The following is a 19,689-nucleotide window of genomic DNA, read 5'->3' on the forward strand; positions in this document are numbered from 1 at the left end:
GAACTTCTGGTCGCCGTGGACGACCCGGCTGAAGTCCAGGCCCAGCTCCGGGTCCCCCACGACCTGGCCGGCCGCACTGTAGGTGACCACGAACGTCGACCGGGCGGACGGCGGTGCCTGCGCCGGGATCCTCAGGCGCCGGTACGCTCCCCCGTCTCCCCCATCTCCCCCGTCTCCCCCGTCTCCCCCGCCCGCCGGGCCCGCTCCTGCCGGTAGGCCTGTGCCCGGGCGAGGTAGTCCCGGTGCTCCTGTTCCTGGTCCGGCGGCAGGTCCGGCTCGTCGGTGGTGGCGAAGAAGCGCACCAGGGCCTCATTCGCACTCACGGCGAGTGCTCCGGAGCGGACGAACATGTCCGACTCGTAGCGGGCCACCGCCGCGTCGAGCCCGATCGCCGCGTCGGGACCGGCCGCCGGGTCCGGGCCGACCGCCCGGCTGACGGCGTGCGCGAGCTCCGCGCCGTCCAGCATCGCGAGGTTGGCGCCGTGCCCGCCGAAGGGCGCCATCAGGTGGGCCGCGTCACCGATCAGGGTGATCCCGGGGACGTGGTCCCAGGTGAGCGGGGCGGGCAGCGCGGAGAAGGACCTCGGCACGTAGTCGCCGTCGTTGCGGACGATCAGCGCACGCATGGCGGCCGACCAGTGGCCGAACTCCCGCGCCAGGTGGGCGCGGATGCTCTCCCGGTCGGTGAGGTCGACGCCGGCCCCGACGTGCCAGTCCGGTGCGGCGCGGAACGCGAGGTAGCCGCGGACCACACCGTCGCCGTTGCGCTGAAGGATCACGGCGCGGCCGTCGTTGTCGTTGGCGAACATGTGGCCGGCGCCGACGATCCCGGCAACGTCGGGGTGGCGGGAGTCGACGTCGTCGTAGCGGGCGTCCAGGAAGCAGACCCCGAGGTGCTGCGGGACGGCGGCGCTGACCAGGGGGCGGACCTTCGACCAGGCCCCGTCGGCGCCGATCACCAGGTCGGCCTCCACGGTGGTGCCGCCCGCGAACTCCAGGCGATGCGCGCCGCGACCGAGCGGGGTCACGCGGACGAGCCGGTGGCCCCAGCGGACGGTGCCGGGCCGCAGGTGGTCGAAGAGCAGGCGGCGCAGCCGGCCGCGGTCGATCTCGGGCGCGGCCTCGTCGCCGGGGCGCGGGGTGAACTCCGCCAGCACCGTGCCGTGGTGGTCGCGGCGGGTCTTGGCCTGCCCCTCCGGCCGGGCCCGTGCCGTGAAGGCGTCGAGCAGCCCGGCGTCCGCGAGGGCGATCTGTCCGGAGTCGGCGTGCAGGTCGAGCGTGCCGCCGGGGTCGCGGGAGTCCACGGCGTCGTCGGCGTCGTACACGGTGACCTCGATGCCGTGTCCTTGCAGGACGCGGGCGCAGGTCAGGCCGGCGGGCCCGCCGCCGACTACGCAGATCCGGGGTGTGCTGTTCGTCATCGGGATCTTCCCCTCGGTCGGGTGGCGCGGTTCGCGAACGGGGTCGCGAACGGGTCGCGCATGGGTCACGGCGACACCCGCTGGGTGCAACCGCTAAAAAAGCGTAACAGCTCAACTTTATGATTCGATCCACGAACGCGATAGGGTGGCCCGGTGAGCGAGATGGGGCGCCGAGAGCGCAAGAAGGCAGCCACCCGCCAGTCCCTCGCGGACGCGGCACTGCGGCTGTTCACCGAACGGGGCTACGACGACGTCGGGGTGCGGGAGATCGCCGACGCGGCCGACGTCTCGGTGACGACGCTCTTCAAGCACTTCCCCGACGGCAAGGAAGCCCTGGTCTTCGACCAGGACGTGGACCGCGAGGCGGCCCTGGTCGCGGCGGTCCGCGAGCGCCCCGCCGACCTGACCGTCCCGCAGGCCCTGCACCGGATGCTGCTCGGCACACACTCCCGGCAGGTCCACGCCGACCCCCGGTTCGACGACTTCCTCCGCCTGATCGACACCACCCCCGCACTGCGCGAGTACGCCCGCCGGATGTGGCTGCGGCACGAGCACGCCCTGGCCGCGGCGATCGCCGACGACGCCGGACTGGCCGCCGACGACCCGGGCTGCCGGGCACTGGCCCACTTCGCCCTGGAGGCGCCCGTCCTCGCCCGCGGCGCGCAGGACCCCGACGCCGCCCTCGCCCGGGTCTTCGACCTGCTCGACCACGGCTGGCCCGGCACGCGCACCGGCTGACCCCGGCCGCCCGCCCGTCCGTCGGCACCGCCGCGCCGGGGAACACCGCACCGTCCCGCACGGACCGTGCCATCCCGCGGCCCGCCGGAGCCGCCGCCCCGCTGACCCTCGTCTCCACGGCCGCCACGGGCGAGGCCGTCGCCGACGCGGCCCGCCTGGTCCCCGGCGTCGCCTCCGTCACGACCACCGCCCGCACCGACCGGTACGCCCGCGCCGACGTCGTCCTGACCGCGGCCCCCGGAACCGCCGACTCCGACCGCGCCGTCCGGGCCCTGCGGGACCGCGTGGCAGCCCTCCCCGGCGCCGACGCCGCGGTCGGCGGAGCGACCGCCGAGGCCTACGACACCGCGCAGGCCAACGCCCACACACCCGCGTCGTCGTGCCGCTCGTCCTCACCATCGTCCTGCTCGTCCTCGTCGCCCTCCTGCGCGCCCTCGTCGCGCCCCTGCTGCTCGTCGCGACCGTCATCGCCTCCTACTTCGCCGCCCTCGGCGCGAGTTGGCTGCTGTTCCGCACCGTCTACGACTTCCCGGCCCTGGACACCAACGTCCCCCTGCTGTCCTTCCTGTTCCTCGTCGCCCTCGGCGTCGACTACAACATCTTCCTGATCGCCCGCACCCGCGAGGACACCGTCGCCGGCCACGACACCCGCACCGCCGTACGACGCGCTCTCGCCTCCACCGGCGGCGTCATCACCAGCGCCGGCATCCTGCTGGCCGCCGTGTTCGCCGTCCTCGGCGTCCTGGCGCTGATCACCCTCACCCGGATCGGGGTCATCGTCGGCATCGGCGTCCTCCTGGGCGGACCTTCGGCAGCCGGGCACCCGGCGGCGACAGCGCCGGGGACGGCGGCCGTGGCGGCGGCCCGGGGCGGCCGCACGAGGCCCGTGCGCGCGGTGCGGCGCGGGAGGGACCGCTGAGCGCGGCAGGAGGAGAGCATCGGGCCATCCTGCCGGACCCGGCGCCTCCGGCCCTCCCCGGTTTCCAGCGTTCCCCGTTTCCGGCCCTCCCCGGTTTCCAGCGTCCCCCGTTTCCGGCGCTCCCCGGTTTCCAGCGTTCCCCGTTTCCGGCGCTCCCCGGTTTCCGGCGGGCACCGGCCGGTGGAGGAGCGGACACGGTCGGTGAACGAACGGAACCCGACGGCGGGACCGGGATACGGGACCCGACGGGAGCTGTGGTCAGCTGAAATGACCGGGCGTCAATTCCGGTACAGATCATTTCGCCCGGAGCAGCCGCCCGTTGTTATCGTGCCGCTCCCTCGCACCCGGCGAGGCCACTCACGACTGGGGGCCCAGGTGGCCGGCAAGAGCAACACCGTCGACGTCAGCGTCAGCAACCGCGTGCTCAGGGTGGGCGACGACTCCTACCCGCTGAGGAACATCGCCCGCACCCGCATGCGCGAGGTGGTCCCGAACCGCTTCGCGCCCGTCAAGGGCTTCCTCGGCGGGGTCGTCGCCCTGCCGGTCGTCGTCCTGATCGCCAAGAACTTCAGCGACTCCTTCAGCGGCCTGGTGCTCGTCCTCGGCCTCGCCGTGCTCGTGGCCGTGCTCGTGAAGGGGCTGCGGGCGCCCGTCCTGCACCAGCTGGTCATCGAGACGTCCAGCTCGGCGGACACCGCCGTCGCGAGCCGGGACGCCGCCCAGGTCCGGCAGCTGTCGGACCTGATCAACGAGGCCATCGAGAACCCCCAGGCGGAGTTCCGGGTCACGGTGGAGAGCGTGCACATCGGGGACCGGATCACCCAGTACGGTGCCGGCAGCACCGGCAAGGTCGCGTAGCAACGGCCTGCTGGGAACGCCGCCCCGCGCCGCCCCGCGCCGCCCCGCGCCGGGACCGTCCGGGGTAGCCCGGACCGTCCGACCGTCCGGGGCTACCCGGGAAGGCCGCGGACGCCGGCGGGATCGGCCGGGTCGACGCCGGTCAGGTCACGGCTCGCGTCCCACAGCCGTGCCGCGACGGTGGTGTCGGCGAGGTGCTGCCACAGCCGTTCGCGCCGGGGTTCGCCGCGCAGGCCGAGGACCCGCGGTCCCCACAGCTGGCCCCCGCGCACGGCCGGGTCGAGCACCGCCCGGACCGCGGGCCACGCACCGGCGTGCTTGCCCTGGACGAGCAGGGCCGCGGGTGTCGCGCCCAGCCGTGCGCCGGCCGTCCGCACGTGCACCGGCGGCCGGGACGGGGTGAGGGAGTCCAGTGCGCCGCCGGGATGGACCACCACGCTCGCCACGGTACTGCCGACGGCGCGCAGGCGGCGGTCGAGTTCGAGGCCGAAGTACATCTGGGCCAGCTTTGAACGCCCGTAGGTGCGCTTGGGCCGGTAGTCCCCGCGGGACTGCAGGTCGTCCAGGTCGAGCCGCTCGGACTTCGCCGCGAAACTGCCCGTGGTCACGACGCGGGCCGCCGGCGCGGCCGACAGCAGCGGCATCAGCCACCGGGTCAGCGCGAAGTGCCCGAGGTGGTTCGTGCCGAACATCAGCTCGTGGCCGTCCCCGGTCTCCTCGCGCGGCGGATCGTCGAGCGCGACGCCGGCGTTGTGGACCACCGCGTCGAGGCGTTCCACCTCCAGTGCTTCCGCGGCGGTTCGCAGCGACGGGAGGTCGGCGAGGTCCAGCCGCGCGGCCCGCACCCGGGCGCCGGCGACACGGGCGCGGATCGACGCCACGGCGTCCGCGGCCTTCGCGGGGTTCCGGCTCCCGAGGACGACGGTCGCCCCGGTCGCCGACAACTGCTCCGCGACGAAGTACCCGATGCCGGCGTTGCCGCCGGTGACCAGGAAGACTCTGCCGTCGGCCCGCGGCAGGCGCCGGACGTTCCAGGGCGGGGAGGAGGGTGCGGGTGCGGCTGCGGACGACATGCTGATCGGGACTCCCTTGCTGGTGACGGCCGCCGCGACGATTCGCCGGACGGCTCGGCACCCACGGTTCCGGCGGCCACCGGCATGCCGCCGACAGACCGCTGTCGGCCCTGTCGAACGGCTGTCAGCGCTCCGGCCCCGGCGGCGGCGCCGGAGCCGCCACGACGGCGCTCCGGTCGGAAAGTGCCGTCCCGGGTGGCATGCTCCGGCCGGACCGGGGCAGCCGACAGCCGTACCACGAAGACGGAACCCCGTTCGACGAGGAGGCAGTTGTGACCAGCGGACTGTGGGGCTACGGCAACGCCGAGGGCTACACCCCGGGCACGGATCTGACGGGCTACCGGGTCGAGGCCGAGGACGGCCACATCGGCAAGGTCGACCGGCACACCGCGGAGGTCGACTCCGCGCACATCGTGGTCGACACCGGCCGTGGATCTTCGGCCGCGAGGTGCTGCTCCCGGCCGGCACGATCCGGCGCGTGGACAGCGAGAAGCGGACGGTGTGGGTGAACCGGACGAAGGACGAGGTGAAGAACTCGCCCGAGTACGTACGGGAGCAGCACACCGACGACCCCGACTACCAGCGGGCGATCGGCAGCTACTACGGCGGGATCTACTGACCCCGCCGCCCGCGCACCCCGCGTACCGCACCGGGCCCCGACCGTGTGGTCGGGGCCCGGTGCCGTACGCCATCGGGCGCGCGACCGCGCAACCCGCTGCCGCGTACGGTTCGTCCACGGCGCGTTGTCCTGAACGGCGCGCGACCGGTCCGGCCCCGCGCCCCTGGATTCACCGGAACCCCACGACCGGCGACCTCCGGGAGCGACGCACGTGAACTGGCTGATCCATGACTACCGCGAGGACGACCTGGCCGCTGTCGTCCACCTGATCGACAGCACCGCCGGCCTCGGACAGGAGTCCGTGTTCTCGCTCGCCGAGTGCATCGCCGCGCTGACCGCACGCCAGCCCGCCGTCGTCGCCGTGCACGACGGCACACCGATCGGGGCGGCGCTCGCCCAGGTCGCGGGGGCGGGCGAGCGGGCGTGGGTGATGCGGGTCGCGATCGCGCCGGCCTGGCGCGGGCGCGGGCTGGCCAGCGCACTGCTGCGCGAACTGGAGCGGCGGCTGGTCGAGGCCCGCGTGCGGCGGATCGCCTACGTGCTGCCGGAGGAGGAACTGCTCGGCGACGGGCTGCGCAACGCCGGCTACCAACGACGGCCCGCCGCCGCGTACTTCGAGAAGACCGAGCCCGCCGCCGGCCCCCTGGCCGGCACCCTCGACGAACTCGGCGGGCGCGTCCTGAGCGGAGACCTGTGGGACCAGGTCGCCGGGATGACCGCCGAGAAGGAACTGATCGAACGGCGGGTCGTGCTGCCGCTCGCGGAACCCGAGCGCGCGGCCCGGCACGGCGTACGGCCACCGCGCGCGATCACCCTGTTCGGGCCTCCCGGCACCGGCAAGACCACCTTCGCCCGGGCCATCGCTTCCCGCCTGGGCTGGCCGTTCGTCGAACTGCTGCCGTCCCGCCTCGCCGACGAGGGCAACCTCGCCGCCGCGCTGCGCAGCGCGTTCGCGCGGATCGGCGAGCTGGAGCGGGTCCTGGTCTTCATCGACGAGGTGGAGGAGATCGCCCCCGTCCGCGGCGAAGCGGGCCCGACGGGGGCGATGCACGGGGTGACCAACGAGCTGCTCAAGCTGATCCCCGGCTTCCGCGAGCGGGACGGCCGGCTGCTGGTCTGCGCGACCAACTCCGTCCGCTCGCTCGACCCGGCGTTCCTGCGCACCGGCCGGTTCGACTACGTCATCCCGATCGGCACCCCCGACCCGGACGCCCGCGCCGCGATCTGGTCGCGCCACGCGCTCGCCACCGACCGCCTCGACGTGGACGTCCCGGCGCTGGTCGCCGCGAGCGAGCGCTTCTCCCCCGCCGACATCGAGCACGCCGCACGGCTGGCGGCGCAGACCGCGTTCGAGCGCGACGACGCCGTGCCCGGGGCGACCACTGCGGACCACCTCGCGGCGATCGGCGCCAGCCGCCCGACGGTGACGGCCGCCATGGTCGAGGCGTTCCGCGCCGACATCGGCTCCCACGCCCGGCTGTGACGGCACGGCGGCCGGGGCCGGACGCCCGTCGGTCCGGCTGCCCGGCTGAATCCCGGCGCGCGCAACCGCTCCGGCGCCGACTGCCCCCGTCGATGCCGACCGCCCCCGGCGGTGCCGGGCCCTCCGGCGGTGCGGCCTTGCGGCGGCCCGGCCCCGGGCCCTCGGGCGGCGGGGCAGCGGGAGCGCGGTCAGCCGCGGTCGTGACGGCCGGCCCACACGCTGGGGGTCCGCTGCGCCCAGGGGGCGGCCTGTTCCAGCTGTCCGGCGAGGCGGAAGAGGACGTCCTCCCGCCCGTACCCGGCGGCGAACTGGATGCCGACCGGCAGTCCGGTGGCGGGGTCGGCCTCCAGCGGAACGGACATGGCGGGGGTGCCCGCGACGTTGAACGGGGCGGTGAAGGGCGAGCGGTGGAAGACCTGCCGGAGCCAGCCGAGGCCGTCGGCCTCCTCGGCACCGTCGGCGTACGTGCCCAGGGGCACGGGCAGTTCGGGCAGGGTCGGGGTGAGCAGCAGGTCGTGGCCGGTGAAGTACCGGCCGAGCGCTCGGGCGACGCCGTTGCGCGTCGCGAGCGCGTGGACGAACTCGGCCCCACTGACGCGCCGTCCGTAGGCGTAGGCGGCCAGTGCCTCGGGTTCGAGGGTGGTGGAGTCGACGGGTCGTCCGAAAGCCGCGGCGAAGCCGTCGATCCACGTCACCAGGTTGGTGGTCCACAGGCGCGCGTTGGCCAGGACGAAGTCCTCCCAGCTGACGCCGAGGTCGACCCGGACCTCCTCGACCCGGTGCCCGAGGGACTCGGCGAGCCGCGCGGAGCGGAGGGTGGCGTCGATGATCGTGCCGTCCACGGTCCGGCCGCCCCAGGGCCGGGTGAGGAGCCCGATCCTGAGGCTGCCCGGGGAGCGGGTGACCTCCTGCGCGTAGGGCCGTTCCGGCCGCCCGGCGGCGTAGGGGTCGCCGGCCTCGGGGCCGTGGACGAGGTCCAGGAGCGCGGCACTGTCGCGGACCGAACGGCTGAGGGCACCGTGGACGGCGAGCCCGTTGAAGACCTCGTCCGCGTCGGGGCCCATGGAGATCCGGCCGCGGGTCGGCTTCAGCCCGAACAGGCCGTTGGCGGCGGCCGGGACGCGGATGGAGCCGGCCGCGTCGGTGGCGTGGGCGAGCGGGACGATGCCGGCGGCGACGGCGGCTCCGGAGCCGCCGCTGGAGCCGCCGGGGCTCCGGGTCGGGTCCCAGGGGTTGCGGGTGGCGCCGTACAGGACGCCTTCCGTGGTGGTGCTGTAGGCGAACTCGGGGGTCGCCGTGCGTCCGAGCGTCACCAGCCCGGCGCGGCGGAAACGCGCCATGAGCGAGGAGTCGGACGTGGCGACGTTTCCGGCGGCGAGCCGGCTGCCCAGCTCGGTCCGCTGTCCGGCCATCGCGACGGCGAGGTCCTTGATCAGGAACGGCACGCCGGCCAGTGGCGTGCTGCCCGGGGCCGGTGCGTCCTGTGCGGGCCAGGTCTCGACGACGGCGTTGATCTGCGGGTTCACGGCGTCGGACGCCAGCCGGACGGTGGAGGCGAGTTCCGCGGGCGTCACTTCGCCGCGGGCGACCAGCTCGGCCAGGCCGACGCCGTCGTGGGTCACGTACTCGGAGAGCTTCATCTTCGTCCGTTCGGGAGCATCGACACGGGCTGACGATACCGAACGGTCTTGCATGAGACCGATCGGTATCGTTCGGGACTGGGCGGTACCGTAGCATTGCGAGCGGGCGGCGCGCCGCCCCACCGGACGCACCGGAGGGACCGATGGAGGGCGGGATGGTGAGCACCGAGAGAGCCGGCCGGCAGAGCAGGGTGGCCAAACTGCCGCCCCGGGAACGGATCCTCGACGCGGCGGAGGAGCTCTTCTCACGCGAGGGAATCAAGGCGGTCGGCGTCCAGGCGATCGCCGACCGGGCCGAGACCACCAAAATGGCGCTGTACCGCCATTTCGCGACCAAGGACGCGCTGGTCGAGGAATGGCTCCGGATCGTCGCGGCCGACTACACCGCCGCCTTCGACCGGCTGGAGACCGCGCACCCCGACGACCCCCGGGCCCAGATCCTGGGGATGGCCCGCTTCATCGCCGACGGACTCCCCGCGATCTCCCACCGCGGCTGCCCGTTCATCAACTCCATCGCCGAACTGCCCGACCGCGACCACCCGGCGCGTCAGCTGATCGAAGCCCACAAGGCCGGCCAGGCACGCCGGCTCACCGACCAGTGCGCCCGCGCCCGACTGGCCGACCCGGACGAGGCCGCCGCCGAGATCACCTTCCTCCTCGAAGGGGCCCAGGTGAGCGCGCAGAACGGCAGCATCGACCACGCGGGCGAGCGGCTGATGCGGATCGTCGAGGCCGTGCTCGACCGCCGCTCGGCCGCAGACTCCGCGCCGTGACGGGAGTGACAGGTGTGACGGGTATGACGGAGCACCGTGGTTCGCGAGTGGGGCACGACGGTCTGCGACTCCGGGCCGACCGCACCCACCCCCTGCTCCCCGGGCACATGGAGATCGACGGATGCCGGACCCTGCACCTCGGCCGGGACCCGGGCGACCACTCCATGCGCCACCACGGCGAACGAGCCTGGAACCAGGTCTACGCGGTCACCCTGGAACCGTGCGACACCACCACCCAGCTGCGCTGGACCATCCCCGCAGAAGCAGAGGAACCCGAACAGGCCGAAGCCTGACAGCACCCCCGGACCGCGCAGCGCAACGGCGGGGTGGTCGCCACCCCACGCGGACGGCCCGGCCTCGCACCCGCCGGCCGGAACGCCCCGACGGGCGCCGGCCGGTGCTTCAGACCCTGTCGAGGGTCCCACCGAGGTAGCCGACGAGGTGGTCCGGGTGCAGGACGATGTCGACCAGGACGGCGACCGGCAGGGCGAGGTGGATGTAGAGGGTTCCCGTCAGCACGCACCGCACCAGGCGAACTCCGGGGCGGGGCACGGACGCCGCGGCCCGCCGGTGGTGCGCGTTCCAGCGCCCGATCGCGAGGCCGAGACCGAGGCCGACCAGCCCGCCGACCGCGACCAGGGCCCCGAGCGCGGCCGCGACGCCGCGCAGGTCGCCCCTGAAGCGGGACAGCAGCCACAGGTCCAGCGCCAGGGTGAGTGCGCCGTACGAGCACGCCTGGACGAGGTCACTGTCCGCGGCCTGCGCCACGCGCCGCACCCACGGCATCCACCGCTTCCCCCGCATGCGTCCAGGATGTGGCTGATCCCGCCCGGACGGAATGGCTCTGACGGATCGTCACCCATCGCGACCCCGGCCCGCCCCGGCGCCCCGACGTGCCGGCGCCCCGACGTGCCGGGCCATGCCATGCCACGCCGGTCAGGGCCGTACCGGGCCGGGCCACGGCGCGCCGTGACGACCGACGACGGAATGTCAGTGCCGCCCGATAGCGTCGGGGCGAGGTAGCGACAGGTGGGCGGCGACCCGCAGGAGGAGGACGACGATGGCGACCTTCACACTCGTTCCCGGCGCCGACGGCCGGGCCTGGTTCTGGCACCGGCTGGTGCCCGAACTCCGCTCCCGGGGGCACGACGTGGTCACGATGGACCTGCCGGGCGACGATGCCGCGGGGCTGGAGGAGATCGCGCAGGCCGTCGTCTCGGCGGTGGAGCGGCGCGGCGGCCCCGCCGAGCCGCTGGTGCTGGTGGCGCAGTCGCTCGCGGGCTTCTCGGCGCCGCTGGTGTGCGGGCGGCTGCCGGTGCCCGTCGCCGAGCTGGTGCTGCTCAACGCCATGGTCCCGGCGCCCGGAGAGACCGCCGGACAGTGGTGGGAGAACACCGGACAGGCCGCGGCCCGGTCCGACCACGCGGCCGCCACCGGGCGCGGCCCCGATCCCGAGTTCGACCTGCGGACCGACTTCTTCCACGACGTCCCGGCCGAGGTGACCGAGGAGGCGCTCTCCGTCGGCGGCACGCCGCCGCCCTCCGCGCTGTTCGCGCAGCCGTGGCCGCTCACGCACTGGCCCGAGGTGCCGACCCGGTTCCTCCAGGGGCGGGACGACCGCTTCTTCCCGCTGGAGTTCCAGCGCAGGATCGTCCGTGAACGGCTTGGTCTGGAGGTCGAGGAGATCCCCGGCGGTCACCTCGCCGCCCTCAGCCGCCCCCGGGAACTGGCGGACGCACTACTGCGCACGGAGCCCGCGTAGCCGGCTGGTCCGTGGGGCCGTGCGTTCGGGCGGGCTGAGCCCGCACGTCTGTGTCAGCGCGTGCCGCCTGCGGTGCTGCCCAGCGCCGCCCGAAGTCGCTCCCGCCCGGCGCTGACGCTCGCGTCCCACACGCCCGCGGCGTCACCGGACACCGAGCGGGCCTGGAGCAGGTGTTCCTCGGCCCGGAAGGCGGCACCCCCCAGGTTCCGGTCCAGCACGTCCGTCGCGGCGAGCGCCGCGTGGCCGCACGACACCGCGCGGTCGGCGCTCCCGGAGGCGTTGGCCAGGAGGGCGTACCGCAGGACGAGGCCGGCCAGGGACGTGTAGCTGCCGACGACGCCGGTGCTCGCCTCCTCGGTGGGCCGCAGTTCGGGGAACCGCTCCAGCAGGCGTGCGCGCTCGACGGCGTCGGGGAGCGGGTGGTCGGTCCGCCAGAGGTCGCCGACGGCCGCCGCGTAGAGGTCCACGTCGGCTTCCCGGCCCGCCTCGCCCGCCCGCAGGCCGACGAACAGCGGAGCCGTCCGTTCGACGCAGGCTGCGACGTACAGGCGGATCGCCTCGTCTCCCCCGGTCTGGAGTTCCTCCACGACGGTCTCGTCCACGAGCGTGTTCATCCGCCGTCCCTTCTGTGCGTCCGAGCCAGGAAAGGATAGGTGGAACCGGTTGTCCCCGCTCCGGTGGCCTGGTCCGGCCGGCCCGGTCGGCGCAGGCCGGCGGGGCTCACCGCCTCTCGTCGTGACGGACGGGACCGGGACAGGGGCCCCGGCGGATCGCCGGCGGATCGCCGGCGGCTTCGTCGCGCGGTCTCCTCGGCCGTCCTGCCGGGGCTCCCGCGTTCCTGGCCCGTGGACGCACCGGACCGGGCCCTTGCCTGACCGGTTGGGCCGGACGGCTCGGGTGGGACAGAATGCCGGGCATGACGACGTGAAGAGCACCGGACGGGCGGCAGCGCTGGCGCAGGGCCGCAAGCGGCTGGTCCGTACCGGACGGTGAACGCCGGGTCTGCGCCGCATGCGGGACACCCGTCCGCTCGTACCGGTACCGGTTTCATCCGCCCGAGTCCTCGCTGTACGAGCGCTGCGTCGGGCTCAACTGGTGCTCGACGTGCAGGATCCACTCCGGAAACATGGTCCACGTCCCGCGGAAGCGGGTTCTGGTCGACGCCCTCGCCTCCCTTCCCCCCGAGCAACGCGAGCGGCTGCGGCGTTCGGAGACGGGACTGATCGAGTTCCTGGACCGCCTGCTCCGGGCCGGGGAAGGACGGCCCTGACGGCCCTCTCCGGGCAGGCACCCCCGACGGTCGTTCAAGGGCTCCCGAGGGCGTCGCCGCAGGGCCGCCAAGGCGTGGTGCTACAGCTCGACGTCCAGCCAGGCGATGTCGTTGAGTTCGACGTCGAGGCCGGTGGCGCGGCGGCCGCCGTCCTTGAAGTAGTGCTCGCCGAGGGCCTGGGCGAGGATCGCCTCCTGCTGGGCCTGGGGGGCGCCGGCGTCGCGGGCCGCGTAGAGGCGCTGGGCGACCGCGCCGGGCATCTTCTGGGTGATCATGCGTTCGCGCGGGTCGTCGGTCGAGCCGCCGGCGGCGCTGTAGCCGAAGGTCGCCTGGACGTGCAGCATGAAGCCGTTCCGCTCGGCGTCGCGGCGCACCCGCTGCCGCACCCGCGGCTGCCAGGCGGCCCGGACCGCCCGCTCGACCTTCGCCGCGTTGGCCTTCGTCATCGGGATGTCACCGGTCAGCTCGCCCTCGGCCACGGCCTTGAGGGCGTGCGCCCAACGCTGCGCGGTGCGCACCGAGACGCCGGCGGCCTCGGCGAGGCGTTTGGTGTCGTTCCTGGCGACCTTGTCCAGCAGGAAGCGCACCCGGGTGTTCAGGTGCACCGGGATGGGGCGGGTGCGCTCGGCGCGCTCCAGGCCCTCGTCGATCTCACGGCTCATGGGGCATCGTTCCTTCCTCGCCCCCGCCGGGGCGGACTCTCGTCATGGGGGCGGCGGTCACTCGTCGGCGGAGACGACCCCGCCGGCCTTGATGTGCCTGGCCGGGTTGGCGCCGTCGGCGATCAGTTCGGCGATCTCGGCCATCGGGCGGGAGCCCTCGAACTTCACCAGGCCGGGGCTGACGCCGAGGCGCAGCGCGGTGGTGAGGGTGCCGTCGGGGGTGGTGAGGACGTCCGGGGCGTCGGGGCCGGGGGAGGCGTAGACGGCGCAGTCGGAGAGGACGGCGATGGCGTGCAGGCCGGTGTCGGCGGCCGTCCTGCGGAGCTTGCGGTGGAGGTTGACGGTGGCGGTGTCGATGACCAGGGCGCGCATCAGCGGGTCCCAGGTGGGGCGTTCCAGGGCGGGCCAGCGCTCGCCGGGCTTGTAGCCGTGGCCGCGGGGGCGCTCGCGCAGCTTGCCGATGGTGCCCTTGGCGGTGGCCTTGATGGCGGTGAGCACGGCGAGTTCGGCCGGGTCGCCGGTGGCCTTGACGGCGGCCATGGCGTCGAGGAACGCGAACGGGTCGGTGTCGGCCAGGTCGAGCGGGACACCGAGGGCGGCCATCGTGTCGACGTAGGCCCGGCGCAGGTGCTTGTGCCACGGGTCGAGGTACGGGCCGTGTTCGTGGCGCAGCCAGCCTTCCGACGGGCGGACCGGGCCGCCGAGTTCGAGGGCGTAGGCGACCTTGACGGTGGTGTACCAGGCGGGGCCGGTCGGCCGGGAGCCGTCCGGGGTGAAGGGGCTGGGGAGCAGCGGGTCGGTGTCGATGTGGGAGAGGTCGACCAGCCAGGAGCCGGGGATCTTCTTGTCGAAGGCGGGGTCGCGTTCGTGCACGGGCCCGGACAGCGGCAGGGTGAGGCGACCGGCGGCGGCGAGGAACGCCATGTTGACGTCGAGGCCGACCGCGTACGGCGCCGCCGCCTCGCGGTCGGTGAGCGGGCGGTGCCAGTCCCACGCCTCGGTCACCAGTTCCCCGCCGGGCTCCCGGCCCTGGGCGAGCGGGTGCACGTCCGGCACTTCCGGTGGCGCCGGGTCGAACGCCCTCGTACGGGAGCCCTCGACCGGCCCGGAGGTCCAGCCGCCCTCGGTGCGCACCGCGCGGGTGGGCGGGCGCAGCGCGGTGACGAGTTCGAGGCCGGAGACGGCGGTGGAGCCGCGCGGGGTGAGGACGCGGGTGGCGTAGGTGCCGAGGAGGCGGGCCAGGCCGGGGGTGTCGAGGCCGTCGGGGAGCTGCCAGCCGCCGGAGGTGAGGGCGCCCCAGGCGGGGATGCAGAGCTGGACGCACTGGCGGCGGCCGTCCTCGGGGGTGCGGTAGATCCGCGCCCACGGGCCGAGGCCGCGCTGGGTGAGCAGCCAGCCGGCCTTCTCGATCTGCTTGACGGCCTTGTGGGTCTTCGGGAGCCGGCCGAGGCGCGGCACGTACTCCTTCTTCTCGTCGCGCCCCAGCGGGGGCAGGCCGAGTTCGGCGAGCGCGGCGTCGGTGAGGACCACCAGGGCATCGCCGTCCTTGCCGTGGCGGTGCAGGCGGGGCGAGCCGAGCCTGGTCTCCAGCGCCCACTCCACGACGTCGGCGAGGGTGCGCCCGGCCGGGGCGGTGGCGGCCTCGCCGCCGTCGGCGAGGTAGGCGACCAGGGCCTTCCCGGACGGGGCGACGTCGAGCACGGCGAGCGGGCCGGCAGGGAACCGCGCGGCCGCGGCAGCCTCCCAGTCGGACGGGGCATCGGTCCTGGCCGGAGCCTTCGACGCCGCCGGCGGGGCCTTGCGCGCCCGGGACGGCGTGGCACCCGGGCGCGCGGGGGCCGCGCGGCGCGGCGCGGCTGCGGGGGCAGCGGACGGGGTGGCCTGGCGGGGCGCAGCGACTGAAGCGACCGAAGCGACCGGCCTTGCGGGAACCCCTGACGCGGCCGGGGACTCCGGAGCGGCGGGCTCGGCAACCGGGACGGCACCGGGACGGCAGAACCCGCCCAGGTGCATCGGGTGTCCTTGCGCCCGGTAGACCGAGGGCTGCCCGCACTGCACGCACGGCGCCGCCGGTGCCATCACCAGCGACCCGTCCGGGTTCTGGTCCAGCATCGGCATCGGGGCCGGAGCAGGAGCAGGGGTTTGAGTCGGAGCCACGGCCGGAGCCGTCGCAGGCTCCGGCGGAGCGGCCACCGCCCGGGGGGCCTCCGCAGGTTCCGCCGGTTCCGCCGCCTCGGCCAGTGCCGCCGGGGCAAGCCGGGCGACGATGCCCTCCAGCAGCTTCGCGTACGCGGCCCGCCCCTCGCCCTGCGGGTCGCGCTGTCCGCTCTCCCACGCGGTGAAGGTGCCGACGCTGATGCCGAGGGCCTTCGCGGTCTCGGTCTTGCTCAGCCCGTACTCGGTGCGCAGCCGTGCCCGTTCGCCCGGTGCGGGCAGCGGCACCGGGCGGCGGGGCCCGGTGCCGAGCAGGGCGTCGATCGCCTCGAAGCCGTTCGGGGGGGTTGCGGTCATGTCCCTTCCCTCCGTCATCCGCCGTCAGGCCGCGCGGTACTGGCCGCGCTGGACCCGTACGACGCGTCCGGCCTTCAACAGGGCGTCGATGTACACCGAGGCGCCGTTGCTGTTGGTCTTCCTGCCCGCGGCGGTCATGGCGCGGGCGATCTCGCCGAGCGTCAGCGGCCTGGTCGACGCCTGGAGGATCTTCACCATGGCGTCCGCCTTGGTCAGGTCCCGGATCTCGTCCCCCTGGACGAGCGGTGCCTCGGTCAGCTTGCGCAGCGCCTCGCGCTGGGCCTTGAGGCCCTCGATCCGCACGCCGAGGAGGTCTCGCTCCCGCTCGGCCTCCAGGAGCTCCTTGTCGACCCGTTCCAGGTCTTCGCCGTAGGACGCCATGAGAGGAGGTTAGCAAAGACACGTTCTGCCTTAGAGAATTCTCTCTAGTCGAGTCTCATGAAGTCTCGGGGCTACGCCGCCCGTCCTCGCCACCCCGGCTGGTCCTCGCCACCCGGGCTGCCGGGTCGGAACCGCGCGGTTGCCGGTCAGGAACGACGGTGAGGCGCCGCTGGAGCCGACCGTGGAGCCGTGGACGGATCAGTACCGGATCCTGCCGGGGCAGACCTGCGTCGTCGTCATCCACTCGCCCGCGGAGGACGGTTCCTGGCCGGGGACGCAGCGTGGGGACGAGCCCTTCCAGGTCGACCACCGGCGGGATTCGGTGACGGTGTGGGCCCACGGCCATTGCTTCCACCTCGGTGACACGGCCGGCCGTGCGATCGACGCGGCCGACTGGGAGTGTCCTGCCCGGAGTTCGGATTCCTGAGGGCGGTGCCCGAGGGGTGGGCGATCACCTGCCGGCCGGTTCCACGGCGGGGTCGGATGGTCGTCGTGTTCGGCCCGATGCGGCCCGATGCGGCCCGATGCGGCCCGACACCGTCGTGGCGTCGGGCTCGGGGGCCGTCGCGGGTCTATCTCTTGTCGGAGACGACCGACGCAAGGGAGCGGAGCCATGGGCCTCATCGACATCGAGCTGTTCACCACCCTCGACCTGGTCGGGCAGGCGCCCGGCGGCCCCGACGAGGATCCGGTCGGGTTCCCGTTCGGCGGCTGGCAGGCGCCGTTGCTGGACGAGGCCACCGGGGCGCGGATCGTCGCCGCGTACGAGGGCGCGGACGCCCTTCTGCTCGGCCGGCGGACGTACGACATCTTCGCCGCGTACTGGCCGCACCAGGAGGGTGGACAGGACGGCGGGTTCGCCGAGCTGTTCAACCGGATCCCGAAGTACGTGGCCTCCCGCGGCACGCCCGCGCTGCCGTGGGCCGGGTCCGCCCTGCTCGGCCCGGACCTGGCGGCCGCGGTGCGGGAGGTCCGGGACCGGCACGAGCACGTGAAGGTCGTCGGCAGCCTGAACCTGGTGCAGACCCTCCTGCGGGAGAGGCTGTTCGACCGGCTCGACCTGTGGGTGCACCCGATCGTGCTGGGCGTCGGGAAGAAGGTGTTCGAGGACGGCGCGGTGCCCACGAACGTCACGCTCCTCCAGCCCCCGACGGCCGGCCCCAAGGGCACGGTGTTCCTGCGCTACGGGCTCGCCGAGGGCACGCCCGCGACCGGCGACATGAGCGCGCCCGACCGCGGCCTCGGGCAGGACGGCTGAACCTGCCCGCACCCGGTGGGTCACGGTTCTGACGGCCGGCCGCGCCCGGGGCGGTCAGCCGCCTCCGCCGGCCTGTCCGCCGTGTCCGGCCTGTTCGTAGAGCGCGTCACCCCGGTCGCCCGGGCCGAGGCGCTGATCCTCGACCTGCGCGCCTGCGTCGGCGGCCACCCGTACACGACCGCCCACGTCTGCGGCCACTTCTTCGACGAGCCCACGCACCTCACCACCCTCCACGACCGCGAGGAGGGCACCGAACAGCAGTTCTGGAGCCCCGCGCTGGTGCCCGGCCCGCGGTTCGGCGGCAGCAAGCCGCTCTACGTGCTGATCAGCAAGGCCACCTTCTCGGGCGGCAAGGCGCTCGCGTACGACCTCCAGCAGCGCGGCCACGCCGTGGTGGTCGGCGAGGCGTCCGGCGGCGGCGCCAACCCCCGGCGGGGCTTCACGCTCCACCCGCACCTGGAGGCCACCATCCCGACCGCCCGCTCGGTCAACCCGGTGTCGGGCACCAACCGGGAGGGCACCGGCGTCATCCCGGACACCGAGACAAACCCGGCCCGCGCCCATGAGGTGGCCCACCGGGCGGCCCTGGCCGACGTGGCCCGGCTCGGCCGGGCGCAGACCCCTCCCGCGCCGTCGGACACCCGGCTGTGACCCCCGACTCCCTGCGGACCGAAGGCAGCAGACCGGGGGCAGCGGATCGGGGCGCCGGTTCCGGTCGGACGGCGATGCGAGAGGATGCCCGCCGGACCGACACGAGAGAGCGAGGCCGACGGTGTCCGATGCGGACGCGGTGGACCTGATCCACCTGGAGGACGCAGACGGCGACCACTGCACCGTGCGCGTCACCGGCCCCTTCCGGCCGAGTGGGCCGACCGGCCACGAGGTCCTCAGGGCCGAGGTGCTGGCGCACACCGACTTCCTCGACGCCCGGCTGGAGTTCCACCTCGACCGGCGGGACCTCGACGCCTGGCAGGACGCGCTCGACGGCCTCGCCGCCGGCAGGGGCGCGGTCATCGGCGGGGACCGCGGGCTGAGCATGGCCCTCCAGCCGCAGGAGGACCGCTCGCTGGCCGTGACGATCGACGATCCCGACCGGCTCACCACGATGCTGTGGATCCGGCCCCCGGAGGACTGGGCGGACGAACACCGCGACCGGCTGGAAAGGCTCCGGCGGACCTGGCCGGGCGACGTCCCGGGGACGGCCACCGTGACCGGCGAAGGCCACGCGGCCGGTGAGGAACCGCGGCCGGTGAGGAACCGCGGCGGGTGAGGGCCGCCGTGACCGATGAAAGCCGCCGCGGCCGGTGAACGGCGCGCGGCTCGGAACCGGTGAGCGGCGCGCGGCCCGGGAGCACTGGGCCGCGCCGCTCGACCGCGTCCGGGGCTACTTGCCGGCGGACGCCTCGGAGGTGACCGCCTCGGCCACGGTGGGGCGGTAGACGCCCATCTGCGGGTTCAGGACGTGGGCGCCACTGGGCAGGGGGAAGTTCTTGGTGCCCGCGAGGGGCATGCCCTCGTCGTCGACCAGCACGTTGAACTCGTCGATGCCCGGGGTGGTGCCGGTGGTGGCGCCGCTCGGGTCGAGGTCGAGCACCACGTAGGCCTTCTGGCCCGCCGCGACCGGGTACCGCAGCGTGCCGCTGGCGAGGATCGGCTTGAGGTTGTTGCTCCGGTCCCGGGAGCCGGAGTTGCCCAGGTCGACCCCCGGGGTCGAGCTGAGGCTGCAGGCACTCGCACCGGTGTTGTGCACCTCGATCACCCACTGGCTCGGGGCCCCGGAGCGGGCCGTCGCCTGGACCGTGAGGTTCTCGATGTCGCACGGGCGGGCGTCGGAGCCGGCACCCCCGCCACTGGGCCGGGTGCCGCCGGACGGGCTCGCGGCGGGCGGTGCCGACGCGGCCTTCGTGGCAGTGTGCGAGGCACCTCCGGTGGCCGGCGCGCTCGCCGCGGGAGCACCGGAGGCCGGGCCGCCCGCCGTCGAGGGCGTGACGGCCGCCGCGGTGGTCGCGGAGGGCTTCGGGCCGCCGGCCGTGTCGGTGTTGTCGGGCCCGCAGGCGGTCAGCGCGAGCCCCGCCCCGACGACGAGGACGACGGAGGCGAGCAGCGGGCGACGGTTGCGGACGAACATGGTGGCTCCCCGGTGACGGTTCGTGCTGACGTGCTCGGACAGTCCAAAGGACGTCCGCCCGAAGGCATTTGGCTGCACGCGTGGCGTCACAGTCGTCAGGACATGACAGGGATGGGACTGTGACATTCGATCGGGTGCGACACGGTTGACACGGCGCGCCCCTGGACTGCGGAATTGTCCGTTCCACGACAGG

22 protein-coding genes and 1 pseudogene are annotated in these 19,689 nt (G+C 74.4%); 13 read left to right on the top strand and 10 right to left on the bottom strand.

Annotation, left to right across the window (positions count from 1 at the left end):
• Positions 1-117, bottom strand: a pseudogene (locus AB0D10_RS30980) (MaoC family dehydratase); the annotation flags it as partial.
• Between the two features lie 14 nt (positions 118-131).
• Positions 132-1,421, bottom strand: a complete 1,290-nt coding sequence (locus AB0D10_RS30985; RefSeq protein ID WP_360262267.1) for an NAD(P)/FAD-dependent oxidoreductase — start codon at positions 1,419-1,421, stop codon at positions 132-134.
• Between the two features lie 162 nt (positions 1,422-1,583).
• Here AB0D10_RS30985 and AB0D10_RS30990 point away from each other — a divergent pair, with 162 nt between their 5' ends.
• From AB0D10_RS30990 to AB0D10_RS31000, 3 genes are all read left to right on the top strand, one after another.
• Positions 1,584-2,159 (top strand): helix-turn-helix domain-containing protein, encoded by a 576-nt coding sequence (locus AB0D10_RS30990; RefSeq protein WP_360262354.1) that lies wholly within the window; start codon positions 1,584-1,586, stop codon positions 2,157-2,159.
• A 379-nt stretch (positions 2,160-2,538) separates the two neighbouring features.
• Positions 2,539-3,078: an MMPL family transporter gene (locus AB0D10_RS30995; RefSeq protein WP_360262268.1), complete on the top strand. Its 540-nt coding sequence runs from the start codon at positions 2,539-2,541 to the stop codon at positions 3,076-3,078.
• Between the two features lie 375 nt (positions 3,079-3,453).
• Positions 3,454-3,936: a DUF6232 family protein gene (locus AB0D10_RS31000; protein WP_360262269.1), complete on the top strand. Its 483-nt coding sequence runs from the start codon at positions 3,454-3,456 to the stop codon at positions 3,934-3,936.
• A gap of 92 nt (positions 3,937-4,028) precedes the next feature.
• Here AB0D10_RS31000 and AB0D10_RS31005 read toward each other — a convergent pair whose 3' ends face one another.
• The gene (locus AB0D10_RS31005; protein WP_360262270.1) at positions 4,029-5,009 is read right to left on the bottom strand and encodes an SDR family NAD(P)-dependent oxidoreductase; all 981 of its coding nucleotides are present in this window, start codon (positions 5,007-5,009) and stop codon (positions 4,029-4,031) included.
• Positions 5,010-5,281: 272 nt separating this feature from the next.
• On the opposite strand from AB0D10_RS31005, the gene AB0D10_RS31010 reads away from it, so the two are divergent.
• The 3 genes from AB0D10_RS31010 to AB0D10_RS31020 all read left to right on the top strand — a co-directional run bounded on the left by AB0D10_RS31010 (position 5,282) and on the right by AB0D10_RS31020 (position 7,111).
• Positions 5,282-5,518 (top strand): hypothetical protein, encoded by a 237-nt coding sequence (locus tag AB0D10_RS31010; protein WP_360262271.1) that lies wholly within the window; start codon positions 5,282-5,284, stop codon positions 5,516-5,518.
• Positions 5,488-5,628 carry a hypothetical protein gene (locus tag AB0D10_RS31015; protein ID WP_360262272.1) on the top strand — a complete coding sequence of 47 codons (141 nt, stop codon included), beginning with the start codon at positions 5,488-5,490 and terminating at the stop codon, positions 5,626-5,628. The genes AB0D10_RS31010 and AB0D10_RS31015 overlap by 31 nt, the downstream gene beginning before the upstream one ends.
• A 211-nt stretch (positions 5,629-5,839) precedes the next feature.
• Positions 5,840-7,111: a GNAT family N-acetyltransferase gene (locus AB0D10_RS31020; protein ID WP_360262273.1), complete on the top strand. Its 1,272-nt coding sequence runs from the start codon at positions 5,840-5,842 to the stop codon at positions 7,109-7,111.
• 188 nt (positions 7,112-7,299) lie between these two features.
• Here the strand turns inward: AB0D10_RS31020 and AB0D10_RS31025 are convergent, their stop codons facing one another.
• On the bottom strand, positions 7,300-8,751 hold the full coding sequence (locus tag AB0D10_RS31025; protein ID WP_360262274.1) for an amidase: 1,452 nt from the start codon (positions 8,749-8,751) through the stop codon (positions 7,300-7,302).
• A gap of 155 nt (positions 8,752-8,906) precedes the next feature.
• On the opposite strand from AB0D10_RS31025, the gene AB0D10_RS31030 reads away from it, so the two are divergent.
• On the top strand, positions 8,907-9,524 hold the full coding sequence (locus AB0D10_RS31030; protein ID WP_360262275.1) for a helix-turn-helix domain-containing protein: 618 nt from the start codon (positions 8,907-8,909) through the stop codon (positions 9,522-9,524).
• 23 nt (positions 9,525-9,547) lie between these two features.
• Entirely contained in the window at positions 9,548-9,817 is a 270-nt protein-coding gene (locus AB0D10_RS31035; protein WP_360262276.1) for a hypothetical protein, read from the top strand.
• Positions 9,818-9,926: 109 nt separating this feature from the next.
• On the opposite strand, the gene AB0D10_RS31040 is transcribed toward AB0D10_RS31035, so the two are convergent.
• Positions 9,927-10,328: a hypothetical protein gene (locus tag AB0D10_RS31040; protein WP_360262277.1), complete on the bottom strand. Its 402-nt coding sequence runs from the start codon at positions 10,326-10,328 to the stop codon at positions 9,927-9,929.
• A 256-nt stretch (positions 10,329-10,584) separates the two neighbouring features.
• Between AB0D10_RS31040 and AB0D10_RS31045 the strand changes: the two genes are divergently transcribed.
• Complete coding sequence (locus AB0D10_RS31045; RefSeq protein ID WP_360262278.1) at positions 10,585-11,286, top strand: alpha/beta fold hydrolase; 702 nt, start codon at positions 10,585-10,587, stop codon at positions 11,284-11,286.
• Positions 11,287-11,339: 53 nt separating this feature from the next.
• Here AB0D10_RS31045 and AB0D10_RS31050 read toward each other — a convergent pair whose 3' ends face one another.
• Entirely contained in the window at positions 11,340-11,900 is a 561-nt protein-coding gene (locus tag AB0D10_RS31050) for a hypothetical protein (protein ID WP_360262279.1), read from the bottom strand.
• A gap of 512 nt (positions 11,901-12,412) precedes the next feature.
• Here AB0D10_RS31050 and AB0D10_RS31055 point away from each other — a divergent pair.
• The gene (locus AB0D10_RS31055; RefSeq protein ID WP_360262280.1) at positions 12,413-12,556 is read left to right on the top strand and encodes a hypothetical protein; all 144 of its coding nucleotides are present in this window, start codon (positions 12,413-12,415) and stop codon (positions 12,554-12,556) included.
• A gap of 80 nt (positions 12,557-12,636) precedes the next feature.
• Here AB0D10_RS31055 and AB0D10_RS31060 read toward each other — a convergent pair whose 3' ends face one another.
• Genes AB0D10_RS31060 through AB0D10_RS31070 form a run of 3 tightly spaced genes read right to left on the bottom strand, consistent with a single transcriptional unit; the run spans position 12,637 to position 16,110 of the window.
• Entirely contained in the window at positions 12,637-13,218 is a 582-nt protein-coding gene (locus AB0D10_RS31060; protein ID WP_360262281.1) for an XRE family transcriptional regulator, read from the bottom strand.
• Between the two features lie 57 nt (positions 13,219-13,275).
• Positions 13,276-15,729 (bottom strand): helix-turn-helix transcriptional regulator, encoded by a 2,454-nt coding sequence (locus tag AB0D10_RS31065; protein ID WP_360262282.1) that lies wholly within the window; start codon positions 15,727-15,729, stop codon positions 13,276-13,278.
• A 24-nt stretch (positions 15,730-15,753) separates the two neighbouring features.
• The gene (locus tag AB0D10_RS31070) at positions 15,754-16,110 is read right to left on the bottom strand and encodes a hypothetical protein (protein WP_360262283.1); all 357 of its coding nucleotides are present in this window, start codon (positions 16,108-16,110) and stop codon (positions 15,754-15,756) included.
• 613 nt (positions 16,111-16,723) lie between these two features.
• Here AB0D10_RS31070 and AB0D10_RS31075 point away from each other — a divergent pair.
• The 3 genes from AB0D10_RS31075 to AB0D10_RS31085 all read left to right on the top strand — a co-directional run bounded on the left by AB0D10_RS31075 (position 16,724) and on the right by AB0D10_RS31085 (position 18,638).
• Entirely contained in the window at positions 16,724-17,368 is a 645-nt protein-coding gene (locus AB0D10_RS31075) for a dihydrofolate reductase family protein (RefSeq protein ID WP_360262284.1), read from the top strand.
• A gap of 81 nt (positions 17,369-17,449) precedes the next feature.
• Positions 17,450-18,019: a S41 family peptidase gene (locus AB0D10_RS31080; protein ID WP_360262285.1), complete on the top strand. Its 570-nt coding sequence runs from the start codon at positions 17,450-17,452 to the stop codon at positions 18,017-18,019.
• Between the two features lie 121 nt (positions 18,020-18,140).
• The gene (locus AB0D10_RS31085) at positions 18,141-18,638 is read left to right on the top strand and encodes a DUF5959 family protein (protein WP_360262286.1); all 498 of its coding nucleotides are present in this window, start codon (positions 18,141-18,143) and stop codon (positions 18,636-18,638) included.
• A 114-nt stretch (positions 18,639-18,752) separates the two neighbouring features.
• Here AB0D10_RS31085 and AB0D10_RS31090 read toward each other — a convergent pair whose 3' ends face one another.
• On the bottom strand, positions 18,753-19,496 hold the full coding sequence (locus AB0D10_RS31090) for a DUF4232 domain-containing protein (RefSeq protein ID WP_360262287.1): 744 nt from the start codon (positions 19,494-19,496) through the stop codon (positions 18,753-18,755).
• Positions 19,497-19,689: the final 193 nt, after the last annotated feature.

Origin of the sequence: Kitasatospora sp. NPDC048545 (assembly GCF_040651155.1) — a bacterium.
Classification (GTDB): domain Bacteria; phylum Actinomycetota; class Actinomycetes; order Streptomycetales; family Streptomycetaceae; genus Kitasatospora.

Bases quoted from the DNA above. Each gene is read 5' to 3' on its own strand.
- AB0D10_RS30985 (WP_360262267.1), bottom strand. From the start codon at position 1,421: ATGACGAACAGCACACCCCGGATCTGCGTAGTCGGCGGCGGGCCCGCC.
- AB0D10_RS30990 (WP_360262354.1), top strand. From the start codon at position 1,584: ATGGGGCGCCGAGAGCGCAAGAAGGCAGCCACCCGCCAGTCCCTCGCG.
- AB0D10_RS31005 (WP_360262270.1), bottom strand. From the start codon at position 5,009: ATGTCGTCCGCAGCCGCACCCGCACCCTCCTCCCCGCCCTGGAACGTC.
- AB0D10_RS31025 (WP_360262274.1), bottom strand. From the start codon at position 8,751: ATGAAGCTCTCCGAGTACGTGACCCACGACGGCGTCGGCCTGGCCGAG.
- AB0D10_RS31030 (WP_360262275.1), top strand. From the start codon at position 8,907: ATGGTGAGCACCGAGAGAGCCGGCCGGCAGAGCAGGGTGGCCAAACTG.
- AB0D10_RS31035 (WP_360262276.1), top strand. From the start codon at position 9,548: ATGACGGAGCACCGTGGTTCGCGAGTGGGGCACGACGGTCTGCGACTC.
- AB0D10_RS31040 (WP_360262277.1), bottom strand. From the start codon at position 10,328: ATGCGGGGGAAGCGGTGGATGCCGTGGGTGCGGCGCGTGGCGCAGGCC.
- AB0D10_RS31045 (WP_360262278.1), top strand. From the start codon at position 10,585: ATGGCGACCTTCACACTCGTTCCCGGCGCCGACGGCCGGGCCTGGTTC.
- AB0D10_RS31050 (WP_360262279.1), bottom strand. From the start codon at position 11,900: ATGAACACGCTCGTGGACGAGACCGTCGTGGAGGAACTCCAGACCGGG.
- AB0D10_RS31055 (WP_360262280.1), top strand. From the start codon at position 12,413: ATGGTCCACGTCCCGCGGAAGCGGGTTCTGGTCGACGCCCTCGCCTCC.
- AB0D10_RS31060 (WP_360262281.1), bottom strand. From the start codon at position 13,218: ATGAGCCGTGAGATCGACGAGGGCCTGGAGCGCGCCGAGCGCACCCGC.
- AB0D10_RS31065 (WP_360262282.1), bottom strand. From the start codon at position 15,729: ATGACCGCAACCCCCCCGAACGGCTTCGAGGCGATCGACGCCCTGCTC.
- AB0D10_RS31070 (WP_360262283.1), bottom strand. From the start codon at position 16,110: ATGGCGTCCTACGGCGAAGACCTGGAACGGGTCGACAAGGAGCTCCTG.
- AB0D10_RS31075 (WP_360262284.1), top strand. From the start codon at position 16,724: ATGGGCCTCATCGACATCGAGCTGTTCACCACCCTCGACCTGGTCGGG.
- AB0D10_RS31090 (WP_360262287.1), bottom strand. From the start codon at position 19,496: ATGTTCGTCCGCAACCGTCGCCCGCTGCTCGCCTCCGTCGTCCTCGTC.